Genomic DNA, 21800 nt, shown 5'->3' on the forward strand with positions numbered 1-21800 from the left:
ATGGAGGTCATGCGTCAGCATCCGGTGCCTGGCCCAGTGCGTAGCCGATGCCGCGCACCGTGCGGACGATGCCGGGGTCGACCTTGCGCCGCAGCTGGTGCACGTGCACATCCACCGCGTTGCTGGCCACGTCTTCATCCCAGCCGTACAGGTGTTTCTGGATGGTTTCCCGTGCCATCGGTCGCCCGTTCTGTTCCATCAGCAGCCGCAACAATGAAAATTCCCGCCGGGTCAGGTCCAGCATCCGGCCCTTCCAGCGTGCCTCCAGCGTGGCCGGGTCCAGATGCAGGTTGCCCGCATCCAGCGTGGGTTGCGCCCTGCCGCTGCTGCGCCTGACCAGGGCGCGCACGCGCGCCAGCAGCTCGGCGGTGTCGAACGGTTTGCCCAGGTAATCATCCGCGCCAACATCCAATCCCAGGGTACGGTCGCTGGCCCGCTCGCGGGCGCTCAGCACCAGGATCGGCACCGGGTTGGCCGCCGCGCGCAGGCGGCGGATCACTTCAATGCCATCCACCCGCGGCAGCCCAAGGTCCAGCACGACAAGGTCGAAATCGCCATCCTTGGCCGCCAGTAGAGCCGCCGTGCCATCCTCCACCCAGTCCACCGCAAAGGCTCCGCGACGCAGGGCTGTCCGGATGCCCTCGCCCAGGGAGCGGTCATCTTCTACAAGGAGAATGCGCATGCCGGCAGTGTCCGGTTGCCGGTGCTACTTTGCAAGATGGCCCACGACATCCTTCAACTTGGCCTCGGCCTCGTGGCGACGACCGGCGTCGGCCACCTCCCGCCCAGGCCGGGCCGGCGCCGTCACGGCCTTCTGCAGCGCCGCCTGCGCCAGCGCCCACTCCTTCTGGTCACGAAGGAAGTCGCCATAGAAGTAGTTCGCATCAATGCCGTTGGGGTCGATGTCCAGGCCCTTCTTCAGCATCCGGCGTGCCTGGTCGTCATCACCAAAGCCCAGTGGCCAACCGGGCACCTGGTAGTACAGCGCGCCCAAACTGGTGTACGCCGCGCCATCCAGTGCCTGCGGGTCCAGCTTCAGCGCCGCCTCGAAATCGGCACGCGCCTGCTTGACCAGGCTGAGCGCGCCCATGCCGCCCTTCTCGCCCGCCAGGCTGGACAGCACGATGCCTTCCCAGATCAATGCACCCGCATCCCTGGGCGCAGCCTGCCGTGCCTGCGCCGCCTGTTTTGACAAGGCAGCAAACGCGGCCTCGCGCTGGGCCTTGGGTGTCTGGTAATTGATCTGTGCCCAGCGGTCGCGCACCTGCGCCACCGTTGCCGACGGCTCTGCTGCCACGGCCACCCCGACCAGCACGACGGCGGCGATGAGGATGAGATAGAACATGGTCTTAGCCTGCGTGCGCTTCATGGGAAGTGTCCTGATCTGGGTGATGTGTGGATGGGTGTGGGACCGCGGAGGGGCTACTGGCATGGCGCCTGATGATCGGCAACTGCCTGCGCAGACTGCGATCCACCAGTTCCGGCAGCAGCCCGTTCAAGCGTGCAAACAGTCGCTCCGGCCAGCCCAGCTGCAGCCGCGGGTTTCCCGAGCGCAGCGCCGCCAGCAGCGCTGCCGCCACGCGCTCGGCCGGGTCGTGGGCCACGCCCAGTTCGGCGTTCATGGCGTCGACGGCCGCACTGTTGAAATCCGTGCGCGTCGCACGCGGCGAGAGGTACTGGAACGTGACCGTGCTGCCCGCATACTCGCGGCCCAGCGCCTCCACCAAGCCACGCAGACCGAACTTGCTGGCGCTGTAGGCGACAAATCCGGGGAACGCCAGGCTGCCGAACGTCGAGCCGAGCACCGCCACACTGGCCTTCGGCTGGCGCTCCAGCAACGGCAGCAGCGCATGGATCAGCAGCATCGATCCCACCAGGTTGGCCTGCATCAGCTGCTCAAGCGACTGCGCCGATTGGCCTGCAAACAGTCCGAAGGCAGCGCTCGCATGGCCCACCACCAGCATGGAAGGTGCTGTCTGCAGCGCCTCCGCCTGGGCGAGCACCGTGCTGCGGCCCTCGACCGTGCCGATATCGGCCGCCACGGCCACCACCTTGCCTGCCGGCAGCGTCGAGGCCAGCGCCTGCAGGCGCGGCCCATCGCGGCCTACCGCCACCACCGTTGCGCCCTCGCCCACCAACCCTGCGCACAGCAGGCGACCGATGCCACCGCTTGCCCCGGTCAATATCACCGTTCGTCCGCGCAGTTCCATCACGCGGCCTCCGCCAGTCGCGCGCCACTACCGCGCAGCGTGCGGAAGATATCGCCATACAGCACGTAGAAGCGACGTGCCGCGTGGATGACGGCCGCCTGGTCGGCCGGGTCGTCCAGCCTGTCCATCAACGACTTGAAGAACCCCACATGCTCGATATCAAGATCGCCATGCGAGAGCAGGTAGCTGAAGGCATTGCGAGGCAGATCCAGCGTGGCCTGCAGGCTGTTGGCGGCCTGGGTGGCCAGCGCCACGCTGGTGCCCTCCAGCACCAGCACCATGCCGAAGAAGCCGACCGGGTTGCCGCGCTGGATGGTGTCGTAGGCATAGCTGACCATCAGCTCGGTGGCCAGCGCCGGCTCGGACGCCGCCGCTGCGGCGCGGTCGCCGCCCGCCCCGGCAATATCGTCCAGCACCCATTCCTGGTGGCCCATCTCCTCTTCGATGTACTCGCCAATGGCCGCGCGCAGCCATTCCAGCCGTGCCGGCAGGCGCGCGCCGCAGGCCATCAGCAGCGGCACCGTGTGCCGCACGTGGTGGTACGCCTGCTGCAGGAACGCCAGGTAATCACTGCGATCGATCCGCCCGGCCAGTGCATCGCCGATGATCGGAATCTGCAGCAGCGTCTGCCGCTCGCGCGTGGTTTCGGCCAGAAGAAGGTCGTGGAAGGTCATGCGTGGTCTCCAGTGGAACTGAAAGCGGGTTGGCCGTAGGCGGCATCGATCCCGGTCTGGTAGTGGGCGAGGATGGCCTCGCGGCGCGGCCTGCCGTTGGCGGTCAGCAGGCCCGACTGCGCGGTGAAGGGCGTTGCCAGCACGTAGCGGGCAATCCGCGCGTAGTCGGGCAGCCCCGCGTTGATGGCGGCCAGGGCCGCTTCCAGCGCTTGGGTGCCCTGCTGCGGGAACCGCGGCACCAGCACCGCCACGTTGTCCGCCCGGGCCTCCCCCCATACCAGCGCCTGTGCGATGGCCGGATGCGAAAGCAGCTCGCTTTCCACCCACTCGGGCGAGACATTGCGGCCGAAGGCGGTAATGAACACGTTCTTGCGGCGGCCGGTGACGTGTACGTAGCCGTCCGCATCGATGTGGCCCAGATCGCCCGTGTGGATGGGGCCAGGCGGAAGCGGTTCGCCGCCCAGGTAACCGAGTGCCCGCGAACCGCCCACAACGATCTCGCCGTCCACAATCTGCACCTGTGCGTGCGGCAGAGGCTGGCCAACGGAGCCATCGCGCTGTGCCCCGGGGCGGTTGAGGCACACGACCGAACCGCATTCGGTCAGGCCATAGCCCTCGAAAACCGGCAGGTTGAGCCGCCGCGCCCGCGCCAGCAGCTGCGGCGCGACACGGCCACCGCCAACGGCGAGGTATCGCAGCGATGCAGGCAGCGCGGCCCCCCGCTCAGCGGCCATCACCAGCGCCAGCAGCAGCTGCGGCACCAGGATGATGCTCTCGGGCTGGTAGCGGTGCAGGCAGCGCAGCAAGGTCGGCACGTCCAACCCGGCAGCGCCGGTGTAGCCGATTTCCTGAAGCGACGGCAGCGCGATCTCCGCCCCCGACAACACCGCCGCATACAGGCCAGCCACATTTTCCAGCAGCGTGGACAACGGCATCAGGCACAGATGCCGCTTCGGCGCGATCTCTGCGGCGGCATCGGCCAGTGAGCCGGCCACCGTCAGCAGGGTTTCCGCCGAAAGGCATACGCCGCGCGGGTGGCCCGTGCTGCCGGAGGTGTAGGTGACGCACGCCGTGCCCGTCGGCAGCGCCGCGCTGGCCGGGACACGCAGCCACGCCGCATGTGCACGCAGGCCAGGCAAGGCGCCCGCCTCGGCTTCGTCGTGCTCCGGCAACACATTGCCGGCGGTCACCAGCAGCTGCGCCGCGCTGGTCTGCAGGGCATGCTGAACCTGCTCCTGCGAAAAGAAGGTCGGCAGCGGCACGTGGGCAACGCCGGTGATGCGCAGGGCAAGGTCCAGCACCATCCAGTCCGGCCCGTTGTCCAGCCGGCTGGCCACACAGCCCACCCCGGACCGTTGCAGCCACTGCGCAAGCTCCAGGACGCGCGATTGCAGTGTCGAGGCAGCCAGCGTCTCCTGGCTGGCAAGCACCGGTTGCCGGTGCGCCTGCAGCAGGCGCAGAAACTCCTGCGCAGCCGCGCTCATGCCGATGCTCCTGCTGCGCAGGCGGCATCGGCCGTTGCTACCGCACAGGCCTGGCCACCAAGAAAGGCAATGCCTTCGCGGATGTTGCCGCACATCAGCCGCGGCTGCGTCTCGTAGTAGCGCCCCCAGTCTGCCGCGCCGCTGCCCATGCGCTCGGCGCGCGCGGCCACCAGATCAATGGGCGCCAGATGCAGGCGCACGAAGGCATTGCGCAGCTGCTGCGTGGCCACGAACATCACCCAGTCCACGTGTGCAGCATTCAGCACCCAGGCCAGTTGCACGATCAGTTCGCGTGCCACCCCGGGGGTTGAAGCAGCAAAATGGCCCACCTCGGCAATCTGCTCGCGGCGCGGGGCGCTGTGCAGTCGCTGCCCGAGGACCTCTTCCACCGGTGCATCCAGATAGTGCTCCACGAACAGATCACCGCTGGCCGCATTGCGCAGGCCTACCGCAGCCACCAGCTCCCCGTGTGTGTCACGGTAGGCCAGCAGCTGCGGCATGAAACTGCGCACGTCGGCGCCGAAGCGCTGGCGGTAGGTGGTGGCAATGAAAGCCTCCACCTCGCCGCGCTGGGGGTGGTCGGCGGTGATGAGGGCCGCTTCGGCAAACCTGCCCGGATGCGGGGCCAAGGGGATCGGCAGTGGGATCTTGTCCATGGGACAGGATCGTGATGGCGCCCGATTAAGGCTTGATTAGCCGGTTGTTAGGCGATTGTTAGCGCTTCGCTGCCATTTCGTTGGTCCCGTGCTGAGCCAACCATCCCGGCAGCGCCTCCGCTGGCATCGGGTGCCCGAACAGATATCCCTGGAACAGCTCGCAGCCCAGTCCAAGCAGCAGCTCGTGCTGCGCTGGCGTCTCCACCCCCTCCGCCAGTGCGGTCATTTCCATCACCTGGGAAATCTCAATGATTTTTCCCAACAGCTGCCGCGCGCTTTCCTGGTGTACGGCAGCTTCGACAAACTGCCGGTCGATCTTCAACTTGCGCACGGGCAGCGTGCGCAGCGTAGAGAGTGAGGAGTAGCCCGTTCCGAAATCATCCAGCGCCCAGGTCACCCCAAGCACTTCAATCGACTTCATCTTGTCCACGACCGCCACGGTGTCATGGGACAGGGCCGACTCTGTCAGTTCGAATTCCAGTAACGCGCTGTCAATGCCCGCATGCTGTATGACGGCCGCCACTGCATCAACAATGCCAGGATCCCGCAACTGGACGGGGCTGATGTTCACCGCTACGCGCAACTGACGGGTGGATGGCGCGCTGGACCACTGCTTTAGCGCTTCGCACGCCTGGCGCAGCACTTCCATTCCAATGTCGCGGATCAGGCCGCTTTCCTCGGCCAATGGAATGAACGCTACCGGGGACAGCACACCCTGCACAGGGTGGCGCCACCGCACCAGCGCCTCCACGCCCATCAGCTCGCCCGGCCCGCGAACCTGCGGCTGATAGTGCACGGTGATCTCTCCGTTACGTACCGCGCGCCCCAGCTCGCGCTCCAGGCGCAGCTGCTTGCCGACGTCGCGCCGGTAGATGGTAAAGATCGCGGCCAGCAGTGCCATGGCCAGCAGCGTGTTGGCCCATAACCCCCAGCCACGCACCTCCAGCGGTGGCGAACGGCCGGGGGCAATCGAATCCAGGATGCCCACCGCGAAGCCTGCAAACACCAGAAGGCAGATCAGGGGAAAGAGCAGCGAGCCGTAGCGCTCGCGGGCCTCGAAGGTGAAGGCCGCGCCCGCCGCGAGGGGCAGGAAGAACAGATGCACTGATCGGGGCACATCGCCGACGGGCGGCTCGATCAACGACACAGCAAAAATGGCCGTGAAGATGCCATGTGCCACAACCAGCAGTGATGTCCCATCGGTGCGTGGGCTGCGCTGCAGCGCCAGCACGCCCACGCCGATGAGGAAGATAAACACCAGTGCCAGATCCGCTCGGTGGTAATGGAGATAGCAGGTGGTCCAGAACAGTCCCAGGCAGATACAAGCGACTCCTGCGAGCGACAGGAGCGAAGCGACCTTCTCGCGCCGCGCAGCGCCCTGGAACCTGAGCAATCCGAACTGCTCGCGCGCCGCTTTGTCGGGCATCCAGACACTTTCCCTTGGTGGTTTGACGTTGCGACACCTGCAGCGTGCACGGCACGGGTGTCCCCCGGCGCGCAGAATAGCAAAGCGGGATGTGATGACCGATGGGCCGTCGTCAGCGTACCTAGGGTTGCCCGCAGCCAGACTTGAGCGTGGGCGCGGCAGGGTCTGAAGCAGCCGCCCAATACCGAGTCAGCAGGACGCTTCACCACCAGGCGCACGCGGAAAGCGCCCCCGCTACCGGCAGCAACGCCCGCAAAGCAGCGAAGACTGCGTGAGCATGCTTAACGATTCATGCTGTATGGTGATCACATCTGGCTCCTCTGCGGTGCGAATTCTTCGCCCCCGTGTCTAGCCCCTCACCGGCACGACACATGACGTCCCCTTCCGCGTTCCGGATCCTCAGGATCCGTCCCTTGCTGCGACTCAATGGAACGATTGATCGCGTAGAGGCCCTGCATTGCAAATGCCTGCACTGCGCAGATGAGGCGCGCTATTCCGAGCCAGGGGGCCTTCGACAGGTTGAAGCGGGTATCGAGCTGACCTGCCCCGCGTGCAGTACCACCGGCGCGTTCACCAACGCCCAGTTGTTTGCCGCGTGGGTGCAGCAGGTGCGCCGCGACCGCGTGCTGGCCCTGGCTGGGATAGACCCGGACAAACTCTACGGGCCCTAGCCCAGCCAGGCATCGCGCGCGCTTATACCTGCGCCATCCCACCATCCACCGCCAGCTCCGCGCCGGTGGTGAAGCTGCTCTCGCGGCTGGCCAGGAAAAGCGCGGCTGCGGCCACTTCCTCGGCCCTGCCCAACCGCCTCATCGGCACCAGAGCGGTGATCGCCTTGCGCACCTCATCGCTCACCGCATCGAACATCGCGGTATCCACCGGCCCGGGGCTGACGACATTCACACGGATGCCCCGTGGTGCCAGCTCATTGGCCCAGGTACGCGCAAACGCGCGCAGTGCCGCTTTGCTCGCGCCATACACGCCGTAGCCCTTCGTTCCGATGGCCCCGGCAATGGAGCCGATCAACACGATGCTGCCACCGGCCGGCATCAGATCAAGCGCACCCTGCGCGGCAAACAGTGCCGCGCGCACGTTCAGCGCGAAGGTGCGGTCGAATAGGTCTTCGCTGACGTCGCCCAGCATCGCGAACTCGGAAATACCGGCGTTGATGACCAGCACATCAATGCGGCCTGCCTCCGCACGGATGCGATCGAACACCTGTGCAAGCCCGGCCGACGTACCCGCATCAGCGCGCAGCGGGTGGATGCGCCCGGTTCCCGTTTCCGCCGAAGGGTGCGGCGCGGCTTCCCCGGCCGAGCGGCTGGTGGCGTACACCGTTGCCCCCTCGGCGGCGAAGCGCTGCGCGATCGCGCCTCCAATGCCAGAGCCGCCACCGGTAATCAGGGCCACCTTGTCCTGCAATCTGCTCATCACGACCTCACTTGGGTAAGTGCGGCCGATGATATACAGCTTATACTTACGGCAAAATACGCACTTAAGCTAGCGTAGATATCGTGGAGTAAACCGATGCCCCGCCCTGCCCACCCGCATACCCGTACCGACTGCGTTGCCGAAGACGCGCTGATCGACGTGCACCGTTCGCGCCCGATCCTGGAACAGATCGCCAGCAAGTGGTCCATCCTCATCCTCACCGTGCTGTGTTCGCGCCCGTCACGATTCAACGAGATCATGCGCCGGCTGGACGGCATCACCCACAAAGCGCTGGCCGATGCGTTGAAGCGGCTGGAGCGTAACGGCTTGATTGAACGGCACGTGCTGCCGACCACGCCCGTGGGCGTGGAATACACCATCACCGCATTGGGGCGTTCGCTGCAGCAGCCGTTCACCGCGCTGTACGACTGGGCCTTGCACTACGGGCCGGAGATGGAACGCGCCCAGACCGAGTACGACCAGGCGAGATAACGCCGGGCCACGCAAGGTAGCGCCGGGCCGTGCCCGGCGAGCGCAGCGGCCCGGTAGCGCCGGACCATGTCCGGCGAGCGCAGCGGCCAAGCGCAATGCCTGCCCATCATCTGTCGCATCTGGCTCGCCACTAACACCCCTTACGTCACTTCAAGGCATACCTCACGCCATCACCGCGTTCGAAAAGGCTGCTTCATACAACAACTGGTAAGCAGGAAGCGTCACACGCGTCGGCGCCGGCCGCGCACCTTACGTCATCCCGTATCGCGAACGGCCTAAGTAAAGCCCGATGGCGTCATTCACTGTCGCGTGCGTCCGGGATGAAGCATGCGACACTCGCGCCTGCCTTTCCGAAGTCCGCAAAATCTTCGGATTTTTCTCATTGCATCGAACGAGCAGGCGTAAACACCATGGCGTGCCACTGACAACGAGTGGCCGGGTCTGCAAACCCGCGAAGTATCAATGCATGTTGTTTACGCTTGCCCGTCGGCACCGTCCGGAAACCGGTGCCGGCGGGTAATCCGTCGGCCTGTATGGCGGGCGGTGCGTGGGGGTACTCGTACCCACCGGTCTAATTGCATTGCACTTCCCGGTTTGCAGCCACGCACCGTCCGCCACCCTCTTCCGCGCGGTGGCGCTGTTAAGTACAGCCACGGAAGCCGACGCCATGACCACACCCAAGAACCCGCCTTTCTCCGTCGATGACCCCATCAACGACGACAGCAATCCCTCCTCTGACCTCAGCACCTTCCAGGGCTGCCTGAAACGCATCCGCGATGGCGAAGGCTCCGATGGAATGCTGTGGCCGGAAGAGAACCTTTCCGAAGGCCGCAGACAGTCACTGGCCCGGATTGATCGCGCCGCCGTGGCGATTCTGACCGGGGTCGAGATGCTGCATGCGGCACGCCGCTGCGAATCGGTGGCCACGCCCAGCCGCCACCTGGACGAAGGCGTGGTCGAGGGGTTGTTCTTTGCCTGCCGGGAGCTGGCGGAACTGGTTTGCAGGGAGATCAGGCCTGCCTGACGCTGCGGCAGCCGCACGGTAGCGGCGGGCCATGCCCGGCGGAAAACCCGAACGTGCCGCGCTGCGCGCTCGCGGGGCATGGCCCCGCGCTACCGCCACCCTGCACCGGTCGGGCCATGCCCGGCGGAAAATCAAAACCGCCGCGCCGCGCGCTCGCGGGGCACGGCCCCGCGCTACCAACACCCTGCACCGGTAGCGCCGGGCCATGCCCGGCGGGAAACCCAAACGGGCCGCGCTTCGCGCTCGCGGGGCATGGCCGCGCGCTACCACCACCCTGCACCTGTAGCGCCGGGCCAGGCCCGGCGGAAAATCAAAACCGCCGCGCCGCGCGCTCGCGGGGCACGGCCCCGCGCTACCACCGCGCACCCGCCCCGGTAGCGCCGGGCCATGCCCGGCGGAAAACCAAACATCCCGTGCAGCCGCGTCTAGCGCGCGGTCCAACCGCCATCCATCGGCAGCGCCGTGCCCGTCATCTGGGCCGCGGCATCCGACGCAAGAAACACCACCATCTCCCCAAGCTGCTCCGGCGTCACAAACTGCAGCGATGGCTGCTTCTCGGCCAGCAGTTCACGGGCAGCCGATTCCTGGTCCGTCCCTTCCCGCTCCGCCAGCGCAGTGATCTGTTTCTCAACCAGCGGGGTCCGCACCCACCCCGGGCAGATGGCATTGGCCGTGATGCCCGTGCCCGCGTTCTCCAACCCGGTCACCTTGGTTAACCCGACCACGCCATGCTTGGCCGCCACATAGGCCGACTTGTTCACCGAGCCCACCAAGCCGTGTGCCGATGCGATATTGATGATGCGGCCCCACCCCTGCTGCTTCATGTGCGGCACGGCCGCTGCCGTCGCATGGAAGACGGCCGAAAGATTCAGCGCCAGGATCGCATCCCACTTCTCGACGGGAAATTCCTCAATGGACGCGGTGTGCTGGATGCCCGCGTTGTTCACCAGGATGTCGATGCGGCCCATGGTGGCGACGGTACGGTCGATCATCTCCCGCACCGCTTCGCCCCGCGAAAGATCGGCGCCATCATGCGCCACCCGCACCCCGAACTCGGCCTCCAGGCTGAAGCGGATGCGCTCGATGTCCTGCGCATCGCCAAAGCCATTCAGCACGATGTCGGCACCTTGCCGCGCCAGCGCGGTGGCAATGCCAAGACCGATGCCGCTGGTGGAGCCGGTGACTACCGCGACTTTTCCGGTGAACATGGGCGAGCTTCCGTAGGGAGGAAGCTCAGTGTAGATCCACGCCACGCGTGGATGGTCTTTCTCACCATGAGGCCAGATTGGCGGTGAGGGATCCCCGAGGTAACCTGCCGGTTGAGTTGCACAGTCATGAACAGGGAATGGAGACATATTCGATGAGGACCATCGCCCAGCTTCTCACGCTCTTCACTGCCTTCTTTGCCGCTGACGTTACAGCGTCTGCACCCAAGGCATCCAAGGATGCCGAACAGGAAGTCTGGACATTGGCGGAGAGGATTGCCACAGCGCTACCCGGCGACAGCGCACGCTTGCGGACGATGCTGCCGTCTCTTGCGGAACGCGCCGAGGAACCTCTGACATCGGCCGATCCTCAGCGCATTGAAATTGCGCCCTCGCTTTTCATGGAAGGACTATCGGTCACCACGGGAGAGGGCGATCTTGCTACTGCGGTTGCATTCAATCTATCTGGAAGCTGCATACCATTTTCCTCGGTACGCAAGCGTTACCCGAAGCTTCTGGTACTCAGCCACGCCGCGAACGAACTCGAATGGAACGCGATCGGAACCCAGATGGGTGACTCGGTCATCGCTTTCTGGTTCCAGGGCTTGGCGTTCGGGTGCATGCGCAGGGTGGATATCACCCCCGCTGCGGAAACGTTGTCCCGGCTCAATCTGGATTGAGCATGCCTCCTGGTGACGCCACAAGGCATGCCCCTGCCCCAGCTTAGGCGCTGGTGGCACCCGCGACGTTACTTCAAGCGCTCAACCAACCGCTGGCCCACTTCCATCGCTGAGGCCGGGTTCTGCCCGGTGATCAGCTCGCGGTCCACCACCACATGGCCGGTCCACGGCGTGGTGTTGCTGCTGAAGCGCCCACCCGCCCGCTCCAACCCCGTCTGCGGGTAGAACTTCATCTCACCGCCGCCCAGCATCGGCTTGGCCTGCTCTTCTTCCTGGTTGCTGATCACCGTCATCTGGTAGCCGCTGTAGATCCACTTCGGTGTGGTGGGCTTGGCTCCCGCTTCCAGCTTCGCCACGAAGCCTTTGGCATCCGGCAGTGTGGACAGCAGCGCGATCGGCCCATGGCAGACCAGCGCGGTGGTCTTGTTGCGCTGGTGGAAGTCGGTCAGCAACCGGCCCAGTGCGGGGCTCTTCAACAGATCCTGCATCGGCGCGTGCCCACCAGGAATGTAGACCGCGTCGAAGTGTGCGTAGCCCCGCTGCTCGACACGCGCCAGGCTGACCACCGGCGAAGCGGTCGGCGAGGTCAGCGCCAGCTTCTCCAGCAGGTCCTTGTGCAGCTTCAGCTGCGCAGCATCGTTGCCGAAGTATGCCGGCGTCACCGAGGACGCATCCACCGTCGGCGCCCGCCCCTGCGGCGTGGCGAAGGTCACCTCGTGGCCCGCGTCCAGCAGCAGCTTGACCGGCTGCATCAGCTCGTTGAGGTAGAAGCCGGTGGACAGCACCTTGCCGTCCTTCAGGTCCAGGTGGTTTTCGTCGGACAGCACCACCAGCACGTTGGCGGCATGCGCGCCGGTTGCGGCCAGGGTCAGGGCGAGCGCTGCGGCCAGCCGGGTCATCAGGTTCATGGGTAGCTCCTCTGGGAATGGCGGCCACTTTATTCATCGCCGAAGCGGCGATAAATTGGCCTCCTCGCAAAAGATCTGTTCCCCGGAGAGCCAAATGAGCCGCAAGTTCGACTACCTGGGCGATGTGGAGGTGTTCCTGGCGGTGGTCGAGCACGGCTCGTTCACAGCCGGCGCGGTGGCGCTGTCGACCACGCCCTCCGTGCTTAGCCGCGCAGTCACCCGTCTTGAAGCGCGGCTGGGTCGGCAGCTGCTGCAGCGGACCACCCGCCGCGTGGGACTGACCGACGCCGGGCGGCTCTATCTGGAACAGGTGCGCACTGCCTTCGGCTTGCTGGACGACGCCGAGCGCGACGTGCAGGGTCAGGACGGCGCACTGGCCGGCCGCGTGCGCCTGAGCGTACCGACCACCTATGGCCACTACCGGCTGCCGCCCGTGCTGGCGCGCTTTGCGCAGCAGTACCCGCAGGTGCAGGTGGAACTGAACATCACCAACCGCAATGTGGACCTGGTGGCGGAGGGTTTTGACCTGGCTATTCGGCTGGGGCAGCTGCCGGATAGCGGGCTGGTAGGGCGGAAGCTGGAGGATGCGCCACTGCTGTTGGTGGCTTCGCCGGAGTACCTGCAGCGCCGCGGGACGCCACAGACGCTGGACGATCTGCAGCAGCACCTGTGCCTGCCCTTCGTGATGCCGCGCACCGGGCGGCTGGCCCCGTGGATCTTCCGCGACGACGGCCGCGACGTGGACTGGCTGCCGCGTTCGTCCATCGAGACCTCCGACGACGTGCTGGGCGTGGTGTCGCTGGCCGAACAGGGGATTGGGATTTGCCAGACTTATGAGTTCATCGTGCGGGAGCGGTTGCTGCGTGGGGAGCTTGTGGAAGTGCTGCCACAGCTGCGCGGGCGGTCGAGGCCGTTCTCGGTGATCTATGCGCCGCATCGGCGGCAGTCGGCGGCGGCAAGGGCGATGATTGAGTTGCTGGTGGGGAATGCGGCTGAGGCATCGGACGGTGCTGGCTGAGGCTGCGCTGCCAGCGGAGCGGGGCTAGGAACTGTTTGAAAGATGGCCGTCGCGGCATTCGCTTGCGGCGTGGGCGATTGGGTTACTCAGATTCGCAATCAACAGAGCATCTGCGCGAATGCGTCTAGTGGTGTCCTGTGCTGCGCGAATGGGCCGTGCAACTACGGTACTTCGCTCTAGGATTCGGCGATTCCTTCGCAAATTTCTATTGGCATTAGGATCGACGGCGCAAAATACCGTGGCGCGCCACGGACAAGGGGTGGCCGGGTCTGCAAACCCGCATTGATGTACGCGTCTGTAGTTTGCGGTTGCCCGTCGGCAACGTCCTTAACCGGTGCCGGCGGGCAATCGGTCAGCCGTTTGGGCGGGCGGCGCGTGGGGGGCGGCGGGCCCACCCGGCACTGACAACTAACGTCCGGTTTGCATCCACGCATCGTCCGCCACCCCGCTCACGCGGTGGCGCTATTAAGCACAGTCAAGGAAACCGACGCCATGAACGATTCCGACATCCTCTCCGCCTACACCGTTGTTGGGCCCATCAACGACGACGGTTCCCTGCCCGACCTGAACTATCTCCTCAGCATCCTCAAGCGCATGCGCGGCTGCGAAGGGGCTGATGGGCACCCCTGACCGGAAACCGATGTGTCACCGGGCCGTCGCGTGAGCCTGGCCAGGAGTGAGCGCGCGATGGCGGGAGCGCTGACGGTGCTGGAACTGCTGCACGAGGCAGACGGCTGCCGGGTGGTAGCGGACCTGGAGCGGCATCTGGATGAGGGGGTGGCGGACGGGTTGTTTTTGGCTTGCCGAGGATTGGTTGAGTGGGCTTGTCGGGAGTTTAGACCGGCGTGATCTGCTTGCCGGAGCATACACACGACAGACTTCGTAGCGTACAACATCGAACAACGTCCGCTTCCGGCCAAGAGCGGACGTTCGACTCTGGAATTAGTCCAACTCGCGAAGCAAGCTCGGCTTGACTGAACTGTTAGGCGCCAACCTGCGACCCAAAGCCGGCAGGAAGCAACCGAACGTCCGTAGACATGCAAATGCCATTACCCCCGGATAATGGCCGTACACCCAAGATGGCGCCCTGCTGCGCGAGCTCTGCCTGGACAACGACGATAGGCTGCTCAGAGCCATCGTCCAGTATCTGAACTGCGCAGCATGGAAGGCTCATTGGAGCTGGAGTGGAACCGCCCTGTTCATACAAGATGACCGAGCCGGCCGCAACATCAGTCCCGGCGCTGCGCGGCCGACCATGCAGGGTGTGGCATGCCAATCGGTTGCCGAAATGAGACCCCAAAGGTCAGTCATAGCTGTAGTGGCGCCCAACTACCAAGTAGACGGACCAGTGGGTCCGGTTATGCGACTCACTCACAAAGTACCGATCTGCGCGCTTCGCCTTGATACAACTCGATCTTGGGCGGCAGGGCCCAGCTAACAAGTCAGCGGCAAATGGCATCAGGGCAGGATCGGCGGCCGCACCAATGGCCGCAATGGGTCATATGACGCACGATAGCCACAAGCAGCCTTCTGGCTAGTATCATCTTTGATTGTCAACTCAAGATTTGTTTACGAACGTCAAGACGCCTATCGAAACCCCCTGGGCGCCGTGATCGAGTCTGCGCGTCAGAACATGTTCATTGGCGGCAGGACAGGAACAGGTCAAACCCCTTTACGATCAATAGAATGAACCGCGACCAGCTCAAGAAACTCGAAAATGACCTGTGGTCAGCAGCCGACAAGCTCCGCGCCAACTCCGATCTCAAGGCCAGCGAGTACAGCACCCCAGTGCTCGGTCTGATCTTCCTGAAATTCGCGGATAACAAGTACCGGCAACACCAAGCGGCAATCGAGCAGGAATTCAAGAAGCTCCAGGGCACGCGCCGTGAGCGCACATTGGAAGAGATTGCCATCGAGAAGTGTGGCTTCTACGTCGATGCGAAGGCCCGCTACGACTACCTGCTGAACCTGCCCGAGAAGGAAAACATCGCCAAGGCCATCCGCGCCGCGATGGCCAGCATCGAGAACACCAAGCCAGAGCTGCTGGGCGTGCTGCCGCAGGAGGAGTACGACCGCTTCACCCGCAGCCCTAAGAACCAGCACATTCCTAAGGACCTGCTCAAGCTGTTCTCCGACATCCCGGTGGACGCTACCGGCGACGTGTTCGGCCAGATCTACGAGTACTTTCTCGCGAACTTTGCGCTCAGCGAGGGCCAGGGCGGCGGTGAGTTCTTCACGCCGCGCTCCGTCGTCAAGCTGATGACCGAGATTATCGAGCCCCATGGCGGCAAAGTCTTCGACCCCGCCTGCGGCTCCGGCGGCATGTTTGTGCAGTCTGCGGATTTCATCCTCCAGCACCAGGCCGACAAGGCGGCAGACCTGGACGTGTTCGTCTGCGGCACCGAGAAGACGCTGGAGACCGTCAAGCTCGCCAAGATGAACCTTGCCGTGAACAACCTGCGCGGCGACATCAAGCAAGCCAACACCTACTACGAGGACCCCTTCAACGCCTTCGGCGCCTTCGACTACGTGATGGCCAACCCGCCGTTCAACGTGGACGACGTGACGCTGGACGCCGTGGAGAAAGACCGCCGCTTCAACACCTACGGCGTGCCCCGCAACAAGACCAAGGCAAAGGCGGCGGGCGGGAAAGGCGGCAAGGAAAAAGCCGTCGAGACCGTGCCCAACGGCAACTACCTCTGGATCAACCTCTTCGCCACGTCGCTCAAGCCCGGCGGCCGCGCCGCGCTGGTGATGGCCAACTCGGCGAGCGATGCCCGCCACTCCGAGGCAGACATCCGCCGCACGCTCATCGAACAGAACCTTATCTACGGCATGCTCACCCTGCCGTCCAACCTGTTCTACACCGTCACGCTGCCCGCCACGCTGTGGTTCTTCGACAAGGGCAAGACCGATGACAAGTTGCTGTTCATCGACGCCCGCAACATCTTCACACAAGTGGACCGCGCCCACCGTGAGCTGAGCGACGAGCAGATCCAGAACATCGCCCTCATCCCCCGCCTGCACAAGGGCCGCCGCCAGGAGTTCGTGGACCAGGTGGACCGTTACCTGCACCTAGGCATGGCCCAGCTCAAGGAAGCCGCCGAGCACCTGCCCGCCTTGAGCGACCGTCTGCTGGCTGTGCTGGCTGAAGAAGCGGCCGATGCCCAGACCAGCCAAGCGGCGCGCGACGCCATCGCCGCGCTGCAGGCCCAGTGGGGCCAGCTCGCCGCGCTTGCGCTGGCGCAGGACCAGCACGAACGCACCCGTGGCCAGAAGCACAGCGTGGAGGAGCGCAACCAAGCGCAGCACCTGCTGCGCGCCCAGTTCGCGCCCTTCTTCACCGGCCAGCACGCAGCGGTGAAGGCGCTGGACAAGGCCATCCGCGAGATGGACAAGCGCAAGACCGAGGCCGCCAAGGCAGTCGGCAAGCGCGCCACTGCCAACCGCCAGACCAAGGGCGTGAAAGTCGCGGTGCAGGCGCTGCACGACGAACTGAAGGCTGCCGAGCTGTACTACCAGCATGTGAGCTGGCTGCAGGGGCGTTTCCCGAAGGCCGCCTACGAAGACGTCACCGGCCTGTGCAAGCTGGCCAGCCGCGAAGAGATTGCCGAGCAGGATTGGTCGCTCAATCCGGGGCGGTATGTCGGCGTGGTGATCGAGGAGGATGGGAAGACGGAGGAGGAGTTCCTGGCCGCTATTGCAGAACAGCACGCCGAACTGGAATCACTCGCAGCCAATGCGCATGCGCTTGAGGCGACCTTGACCAAGAACCTTGCTGCGATCCTCGGGGGCCACTGATGGACAAGAGAGAAGCCATCGGTATACGGGACGCAAGCTTTGAGCTCACGACCGTAGGTGATCTGATTAAGCGAGGCGTCCTGGAGCGCCCTATCGACGGTAACCACGGAGAAATTCATCCGAAGTCAGCGGACTTCGTGTCCGAGGGGGTGCCCTTCGTGATGGCAAGCGATCTCAAGAACGGTCGCGTTGAGTATGGCCACTGCGCTTTCATCACCGAACGCCAAGCGGAGAGTCTGCGCAAGGGTTTCGCGAAGAACGGCGACGTCTTGTTGACACACAAGGCCACAATTGGTGAGACCGCCATCGTGGCCTACGACAAGCATCCGTACATCATGCTCACGCCCCAGGTGACCTACTACCGCGTCAAGGATAAAGCGGCGCTCAGCAACCGGTACCTGAAGGCATACTTCGATAGCTCATTGTTCCAGCAGACGCTGCAAATGCTGGCCAGTTCTGGCTCGACTCGTGCCTACCTCGGCATCACTGAGCAGCATCGACTGCCAGTCATCCTCCCTCCGCACGAGAAGCAGGAAAAGATCGCTGCGATTCTGGGTACGCTTGATGACCTGATCGCCAACAACCAGCGCCGCATCGCCTTGCTGGAGTCCATGGCCGAAGAGATCTACCGCGAGTGGTTTGTGCGGATGCGGTTTCCTGGCGCCGCAAACGGCGTAAGCCGGGTGAATCCACCCCCTGGCTGGTCATACGTTGATTTGCCCAAACTGGCTTCGATCACATACGGCTTCACCTTCGCAGGTGATCGGTTCTCTGAGCTGGACGTAGGCAAGAAGATCATCCGCATCCGTGACGTCCTCGCAGGCGACTCGAAGACCTATACGGAGGAGATTGCTGATGACAAGTACGTCGTGCGCGCGGGCGATCTGCTCATCGGCATGGACGGAGAGTTCCACATGAACCATTGGGTCGCTGAGGATGCCTATCTTGTTCAACGGACCTGCCGTGTTGTTCCAAAGCAGGAGCGACTGCGCGCGTATTTGGCCCATTCCCTGAAAGCGCCAATATCGCACTACCAGCAGACGATTGTTGGCGCGACAGTCGGACACCTTGGAGCCAAGCATCTCAACGCGATAAAGCTCCTGGTTCCGCCGGATTCATTGAATCCTCAACTGCAGCTGCTGAACCAACTCTTAGAGCAGCGGCTGGTGCTGTCGAAACAGAACCTGCGACTCGCCAAGAGTCGAGATGCCCTTCTGCCCCGCCTGATATCCGGCAAACTCCGCGTCGAGGCCTTAGACATCCAGTTCCCGCCCAGCATGCAACAGCATGCCTCCCGCACAGGCCCCGCCGCGTGAGGCGATAGCCCGTTAGCAGGTCTTCTTCTCCACAACCGGCAAACACCAGGGGGTGCCGTGGCCGCCGCGAAGAATTTCATCAGCGAAGACGATATCGAGCAGGCCCTGCTGCAGCGGCTGCAGCATCTGTGCGGCTTCGATGCGCTGAACTGCTACACGGCCCAGCCCGACGAGCTGAACGACGGCTCGGGCCGCGCGGACAAGCGCGAGGTGATCCTGGCCGACCGGCTGCGCGCCGCGCTGGAGCGGCTGAACCCGCAGGCTCCGGCCCATGCGGTGGACCAGGCTCTGGCCCAACTGCTGCAACCGCGCACGGCAATGAGCCTGGTCGCGGCCAACCGGGAGATGGACGGATTGATACGCGACGGCGTGCCGGTGACCTACAAGCCCGAGGCCGGGCCGCAGGTCGGGCAGACCGTGACCGAGCGGCTGAAGGTCATCGACTTCGACGCGCATGATCCGCGCACCGGCCGCAACCACTATCTGGCGGTGAGCCAGCTCTGGGTGCGCGGCGAACATGGCTACCGCCGGCCCGACTTGCTGCTGTACGTGAACGGCCTGCCGTTGGTGTTCATCGAGCTGAAGAACAGCAACGTGAAGCTGCGCGCAGCCTTCGACGACAACCTGACTACCTACAAGGCCGAGATTCCGCAGCTCTTCACCGCCAATGCGTTGTGCCTGCTGAGCAATGGCATCGAGACCCGGCTGGGCAGCATCACCGCGCAGTGGGAGCACTTCTTCACCTGGCTGCGGGTGGACGACGAGAAGGAAAAGCTGGACCGCCCTGCCATTGCCGCGCAGGGCCTAAGCGTGGAGCGCGCCGTGTTGGGCCTGCTGATGCCTGAGCGGCTGCTGGACTATGTGGAGAACTTCTGCGTGTTCTACCGCGAGACGCAGAAGGTCATCGCGCAGAACCACCAATTCATCGGCGTCAACAACGCCTTCGAGCAGTTCAGCCGTCGGCGCGAGCTGGGCGGCAGGCTGGGCGTTTTCTGGCACACTCAGGGCTCGGGCAAGAGCTTCTCGATGGTGTTTTACACGCGCAAGATCTTCCGCAAGCTCACCGGCAACTTCACCTTCGTGGTGGTGACGGACCGAGACGACCTGGATGGGCAGATCTACCGCAACTTCCTGCACACCGGTGTGGTGGCGCCCAAGGACGACGTGCGACCCAAGGGCAGCGCGCAACTGCGCGAGATGCTGGGGAAGAACAAGCGCGTGGTGTTCACGCTGATCCAGAAGTTCCGGTTCGACAAGGGCAAGGACTACCCGCTGCTGTCCGACCGCGACGACATCGTCGTCATCGTGGACGAGGCGCACCGTACGCAGTACGCGGGCCTGGCCGAGAACATGCGCGTCGGCCTGCCACGCGCCAACTTCCTGGCCTTCACCGGCACGCCGCTGTTGGGCCAGGAGCGCAAGACCAACGCTTGGTTCGGCGACTACGTGTCCGAGTACAACTTCCAGCAAAGCGTGGAAGACGGCGCCACGGTGCCGCTGTTCTACGAGAAGCGTGTGCCGGAGGTGCTGATCCAGAACGACGATCTCAGCGACGAGTTCGCTGCGATCCTGGAAGACGAGAACCTCGACGGCGAGGCGCAGGAAAAGCTGGAGAAGCGCTTCGCGCAGGAGATGGAGGTTGTCAAGCGCGAGGACCGACTGGACACGATTGCGCGAGACATCGTCTACCACTTCCCCCGTCGCGGCTACTTGGGCAAGGGCATCGTCATCTCGGTGGACAAGTTCACCGCCGTGACCATGTTCGACAAGGTGCAGGCTCTGTGGAAAGCCGAAATCAAGGCGCTGAACGGCCGCATCAGCGCGACGACCAACGACGTGGAGCGGCAGCGCCTGAAGCAGCTCAAGGCCTGGATGGGCGCGGTGCAGATGGCGGTGATCGTCAGCGAGGAGGCGGGCGAGGAGGAGAAGTTCTCCAAGAAGAATCTCGACATCAAGCCGCATCGCCAGCGCATGAATGCGCTGGATGAGCACGGCCACGATATCGAGTTCAACTTCAAGGACCCGGAGCACCCGCTGCAACTGGTGTTCGTCTGCGCGATGTGGCTGACAGGCTTCGACGCGCCTACGGTGAGCACGCTGTACCTCGACAAGCCCATGCAGGGCCACACGCTGATGCAGACCATCGCGCGGGCCAACCGGGTGAGCGGCCACGAGATCTTGGGCGTGGCCAAGCGTCACGGCGAGATCGTGGACTACTACAACGTCTTCCGCCGCATGAAGAAGGCGCTAAAGGACTACGCCGCCGGCCCCGAGGACGACGAGCTGCCGGTGCGAGACAAGAGTCATCTGTTCACGCTGCTGGACGAGGCCATAGAGCAGGGCCTGGCCTACTGCCAAAGCCAGGGTGTGCCGCTGCACGAGGCGCTGGACCGCGGCGACGTGTTCACCAAGCTTGGCCAGTTCAACGGCTTTGCCGACACGCTGCTGACCAGCGACGAGCAGCGCAAGTCCTTCAACGTCTACGAAAACACGATCTCCTCGCTGTACGAGGCCTGCAAGCCTGAGGTGCTGGGCCGCGAACTGGGCCGCGTGGTGTCGGCCTTCCAGTACCTGCGCGGGGTGATGGACAGCATCGTCGAGCAGGTCGACATTGACAGCGCGGTGCAGCGCATCGAGGCGCTGCTTGACGCCAGCGTGGTGGTGGACAAGGCCGAGGCCTTTTCGGCCAAAGAGTTCGAGGCGCAGTACAAGATCGTGCAGCGCGGCAAGGCCTGGGACCTCAGCAAGGTGAACGTTGAGAAGCTACGCGAGGAGTTCCAGCAGACGCCGTTCAAGAACATCCAGATCGCCGACCTGCAGGCCTTTCTGCAGCGAAAGCTGGCCGAGATGCTGGCGCAGAACCGTACACGGGTGGACTTCATCCAGCGGCTGCAGAATGTGATCGACGCCTACAACTCCGGCGCCACGTCCACCGAGAACTACTACGACGAGCTGACCGCCTATGCCCAGGAGCTGAAGGAAGAAGCCGAACGACACATCCGCGAGGGCCTGACCGAGGACGAGTTGGAGCTGTTCGATCTGCTGAACAAGGAGTCACTGACGCAGGAAGAGACTCAGCGCGTGAAGCTGGCCGCCAAGCACCTGCTGAAGCGCCTGGTGGAAGAGCAGCCCAAGGTGCTGATTCAGAACTGGCACCAGAGCGCGCAGACGCAGAAGCAGGTGCGCGCGGAAATCGAACGCGTGCTTGATGCGGACTTGCCGGAAAGCTATGACCGTACAACCTTCAAGCAGAAGTGCGACAACGTCTATGACCTTGCCGTTGAGTACGCGCTGCGCGGCAGGAAGTGGGCAGCATGAGCGCGGGTAGCGATGGATCGCAGTGGATTAGCTCAACAACCGCTGACAGTAACCGACTGCTTCAAGTCGCATGGCGTCCTGCGGCCAGAAGCTGACAGCGCCAGAGCACCACCGACGCTTCACTGAGGCCCAAATGCCCAGCCCCTTTTACCCTCCA

19 protein-coding genes are annotated in these 21800 nt (G+C 64.3%); 9 read left to right on the plus strand and 10 right to left on the minus strand.

Going from position 1 to position 21800, the window contains the following annotated elements; all coding sequences use genetic code 11:
* Positions 1-7: 7 nt before the first annotated feature.
* Genes AC1VXD_RS06040 through AC1VXD_RS06070 form a run of 7 tightly spaced genes read right to left on the minus strand, consistent with a single transcriptional unit; the run spans position 8 to position 6450 of the window.
* Positions 8-682, minus strand: a complete 675-nt coding sequence (locus AC1VXD_RS06040; protein WP_482991297.1) for a response regulator transcription factor — start codon at positions 680-682, stop codon at positions 8-10.
* A 24-nt stretch (positions 683-706) separates the two neighbouring features.
* The gene (locus AC1VXD_RS06045; protein ID WP_482991324.1) at positions 707-1345 is read right to left on the minus strand and encodes a tetratricopeptide repeat protein; all 639 of its coding nucleotides are present in this window, start codon (positions 1343-1345) and stop codon (positions 707-709) included.
* A 4-nt stretch (positions 1346-1349) separates the two neighbouring features.
* A complete protein-coding gene (locus AC1VXD_RS06050; RefSeq protein WP_482991298.1) occupies positions 1350-2210 on the minus strand; it encodes an SDR family oxidoreductase in 861 nt (286 codons plus the stop codon).
* Entirely contained in the window at positions 2210-2884 is a 675-nt protein-coding gene (locus AC1VXD_RS06055) for an iron-containing redox enzyme family protein (protein ID WP_482991299.1), read from the minus strand. Before AC1VXD_RS06055 ends, AC1VXD_RS06050 begins: the two co-directional genes overlap by 1 nt.
* A complete protein-coding gene (locus AC1VXD_RS06060; RefSeq protein ID WP_482991300.1) occupies positions 2881-4368 on the minus strand; it encodes an AMP-binding protein in 1488 nt (495 codons plus the stop codon). The genes AC1VXD_RS06055 and AC1VXD_RS06060 overlap by 4 nt, the downstream gene beginning before the upstream one ends.
* Positions 4365-5024 (minus strand): thermostable hemolysin, encoded by a 660-nt coding sequence (locus AC1VXD_RS06065; RefSeq protein ID WP_482991301.1) that lies wholly within the window; start codon positions 5022-5024, stop codon positions 4365-4367. Before AC1VXD_RS06065 ends, AC1VXD_RS06060 begins: the two co-directional genes overlap by 4 nt.
* Positions 5025-5082: 58 nt before the next feature.
* Positions 5083-6450, minus strand: coding sequence for an EAL domain-containing protein (locus AC1VXD_RS06070; protein ID WP_482991302.1), 1368 nt, complete (start codon positions 6448-6450; stop codon positions 5083-5085).
* A 413-nt stretch (positions 6451-6863) separates the two neighbouring features.
* On the opposite strand from AC1VXD_RS06070, the gene AC1VXD_RS06075 reads away from it, so the two are divergent.
* The gene (locus tag AC1VXD_RS06075; RefSeq protein WP_482991303.1) at positions 6864-7121 is read left to right on the plus strand and encodes a hypothetical protein; all 258 of its coding nucleotides are present in this window, start codon (positions 6864-6866) and stop codon (positions 7119-7121) included.
* 22 nt (positions 7122-7143) lie between these two features.
* Here the strand turns inward: AC1VXD_RS06075 and AC1VXD_RS06080 are convergent, their stop codons facing one another.
* A complete protein-coding gene (locus AC1VXD_RS06080; RefSeq protein WP_482991304.1) occupies positions 7144-7881 on the minus strand; it encodes an SDR family NAD(P)-dependent oxidoreductase in 738 nt (245 codons plus the stop codon).
* Between the two features lie 96 nt (positions 7882-7977).
* Here AC1VXD_RS06080 and AC1VXD_RS06085 point away from each other — a divergent pair, with 96 nt between their 5' ends.
* Both AC1VXD_RS06085 and AC1VXD_RS06090 read left to right on the plus strand, forming a co-directional pair.
* Positions 7978-8373: a winged helix-turn-helix transcriptional regulator gene (locus tag AC1VXD_RS06085; RefSeq protein WP_482991305.1), complete on the plus strand. Its 396-nt coding sequence runs from the start codon at positions 7978-7980 to the stop codon at positions 8371-8373.
* A 667-nt stretch (positions 8374-9040) separates the two neighbouring features.
* Positions 9041-9397: a hypothetical protein gene (locus tag AC1VXD_RS06090; RefSeq protein WP_482991306.1), complete on the plus strand. Its 357-nt coding sequence runs from the start codon at positions 9041-9043 to the stop codon at positions 9395-9397.
* A 425-nt stretch (positions 9398-9822) separates the two neighbouring features.
* Here AC1VXD_RS06090 and AC1VXD_RS06095 read toward each other — a convergent pair whose 3' ends face one another.
* Positions 9823-10605 carry a 3-hydroxybutyrate dehydrogenase gene (locus AC1VXD_RS06095; protein ID WP_482991307.1) on the minus strand — a complete coding sequence of 261 codons (783 nt, stop codon included), beginning with the start codon at positions 10603-10605 and terminating at the stop codon, positions 9823-9825.
* Positions 10606-10757: 152 nt separating this feature from the next.
* Between AC1VXD_RS06095 and AC1VXD_RS06100 the strand changes: the two genes are divergently transcribed.
* Positions 10758-11282 carry a hypothetical protein gene (locus AC1VXD_RS06100; RefSeq protein WP_482991308.1) on the plus strand — a complete coding sequence of 175 codons (525 nt, stop codon included), beginning with the start codon at positions 10758-10760 and terminating at the stop codon, positions 11280-11282.
* A 68-nt stretch (positions 11283-11350) separates the two neighbouring features.
* Here AC1VXD_RS06100 and AC1VXD_RS06105 read toward each other — a convergent pair whose 3' ends face one another.
* A complete protein-coding gene (locus tag AC1VXD_RS06105; protein WP_482991309.1) occupies positions 11351-12190 on the minus strand; it encodes a type 1 glutamine amidotransferase domain-containing protein in 840 nt (279 codons plus the stop codon).
* A 94-nt stretch (positions 12191-12284) separates the two neighbouring features.
* Between AC1VXD_RS06105 and AC1VXD_RS06110 the strand changes: the two genes are divergently transcribed.
* From AC1VXD_RS06110 to AC1VXD_RS06130, 5 genes are all read left to right on the plus strand, one after another.
* Positions 12285-13208 (plus strand): LysR family transcriptional regulator, encoded by a 924-nt coding sequence (locus AC1VXD_RS06110; RefSeq protein ID WP_482991310.1) that lies wholly within the window; start codon positions 12285-12287, stop codon positions 13206-13208.
* 492 nt (positions 13209-13700) lie between these two features.
* Positions 13701-13838, plus strand: coding sequence for a hypothetical protein (locus AC1VXD_RS06115; RefSeq protein ID WP_482991311.1), 138 nt, complete (start codon positions 13701-13703; stop codon positions 13836-13838).
* Between the two features lie 1056 nt (positions 13839-14894).
* A complete protein-coding gene (locus tag AC1VXD_RS06120) occupies positions 14895-17009 on the plus strand; it encodes an N-6 DNA methylase (protein WP_482991312.1) in 2115 nt (704 codons plus the stop codon).
* Positions 17009-18325 carry a restriction endonuclease subunit S gene (locus tag AC1VXD_RS06125; RefSeq protein WP_482991313.1) on the plus strand — a complete coding sequence of 439 codons (1317 nt, stop codon included), beginning with the start codon at positions 17009-17011 and terminating at the stop codon, positions 18323-18325. The genes AC1VXD_RS06120 and AC1VXD_RS06125 overlap by 1 nt, the downstream gene beginning before the upstream one ends.
* Positions 18326-18382: 57 nt before the next feature.
* Entirely contained in the window at positions 18383-21643 is a 3261-nt protein-coding gene (locus AC1VXD_RS06130; protein WP_482991314.1) for a type I restriction endonuclease subunit R, read from the plus strand.
* Positions 21644-21800: the final 157 nt, after the last annotated feature.

It is taken from the genome of Stenotrophomonas sp. STEN054, from assembly GCF_056854535.1.

Excerpts from the sequence above, each read along its gene's own strand:
- AC1VXD_RS06065 (WP_482991301.1), bottom strand. The coding sequence starts at position 5,024 with ATGGACAAGATCCCACTGCCGATCCCCTTGGCCCCGCATCCGGGCAGG.
- AC1VXD_RS06050 (WP_482991298.1), bottom strand. The coding sequence starts at position 2,210 with ATGGAACTGCGCGGACGAACGGTGATATTGACCGGGGCAAGCGGTGGC.
- AC1VXD_RS06120 (WP_482991312.1), top strand. The coding sequence starts at position 14,895 with ATGAACCGCGACCAGCTCAAGAAACTCGAAAATGACCTGTGGTCAGCA.
- AC1VXD_RS06095 (WP_482991307.1), bottom strand. The coding sequence starts at position 10,605 with ATGTTCACCGGAAAAGTCGCGGTAGTCACCGGCTCCACCAGCGGCATC.
- AC1VXD_RS06080 (WP_482991304.1), bottom strand. The coding sequence starts at position 7,881 with ATGAGCAGATTGCAGGACAAGGTGGCCCTGATTACCGGTGGCGGCTCT.
- AC1VXD_RS06060 (WP_482991300.1), bottom strand. The coding sequence starts at position 4,368 with ATGAGCGCGGCTGCGCAGGAGTTTCTGCGCCTGCTGCAGGCGCACCGG.
- AC1VXD_RS06045 (WP_482991324.1), bottom strand. The coding sequence starts at position 1,345 with ATGTTCTATCTCATCCTCATCGCCGCCGTCGTGCTGGTCGGGGTGGCC.
- AC1VXD_RS06125 (WP_482991313.1), top strand. The coding sequence starts at position 17,009 with ATGGACAAGAGAGAAGCCATCGGTATACGGGACGCAAGCTTTGAGCTC.
- AC1VXD_RS06110 (WP_482991310.1), top strand. The coding sequence starts at position 12,285 with ATGAGCCGCAAGTTCGACTACCTGGGCGATGTGGAGGTGTTCCTGGCG.
- AC1VXD_RS06115 (WP_482991311.1), top strand. The coding sequence starts at position 13,701 with ATGAACGATTCCGACATCCTCTCCGCCTACACCGTTGTTGGGCCCATC.
- AC1VXD_RS06040 (WP_482991297.1), bottom strand. The coding sequence starts at position 682 with ATGCGCATTCTCCTTGTAGAAGATGACCGCTCCCTGGGCGAGGGCATC.
- AC1VXD_RS06090 (WP_482991306.1), top strand. The coding sequence starts at position 9,041 with ATGACCACACCCAAGAACCCGCCTTTCTCCGTCGATGACCCCATCAAC.
- AC1VXD_RS06055 (WP_482991299.1), bottom strand. The coding sequence starts at position 2,884 with ATGACCTTCCACGACCTTCTTCTGGCCGAAACCACGCGCGAGCGGCAG.
- AC1VXD_RS06105 (WP_482991309.1), bottom strand. The coding sequence starts at position 12,190 with ATGAACCTGATGACCCGGCTGGCCGCAGCGCTCGCCCTGACCCTGGCC.
- AC1VXD_RS06100 (WP_482991308.1), top strand. The coding sequence starts at position 10,758 with ATGAGGACCATCGCCCAGCTTCTCACGCTCTTCACTGCCTTCTTTGCC.
- AC1VXD_RS06085 (WP_482991305.1), top strand. The coding sequence starts at position 7,978 with ATGCCCCGCCCTGCCCACCCGCATACCCGTACCGACTGCGTTGCCGAA.
- AC1VXD_RS06070 (WP_482991302.1), bottom strand. The coding sequence starts at position 6,450 with ATGCCCGACAAAGCGGCGCGCGAGCAGTTCGGATTGCTCAGGTTCCAG.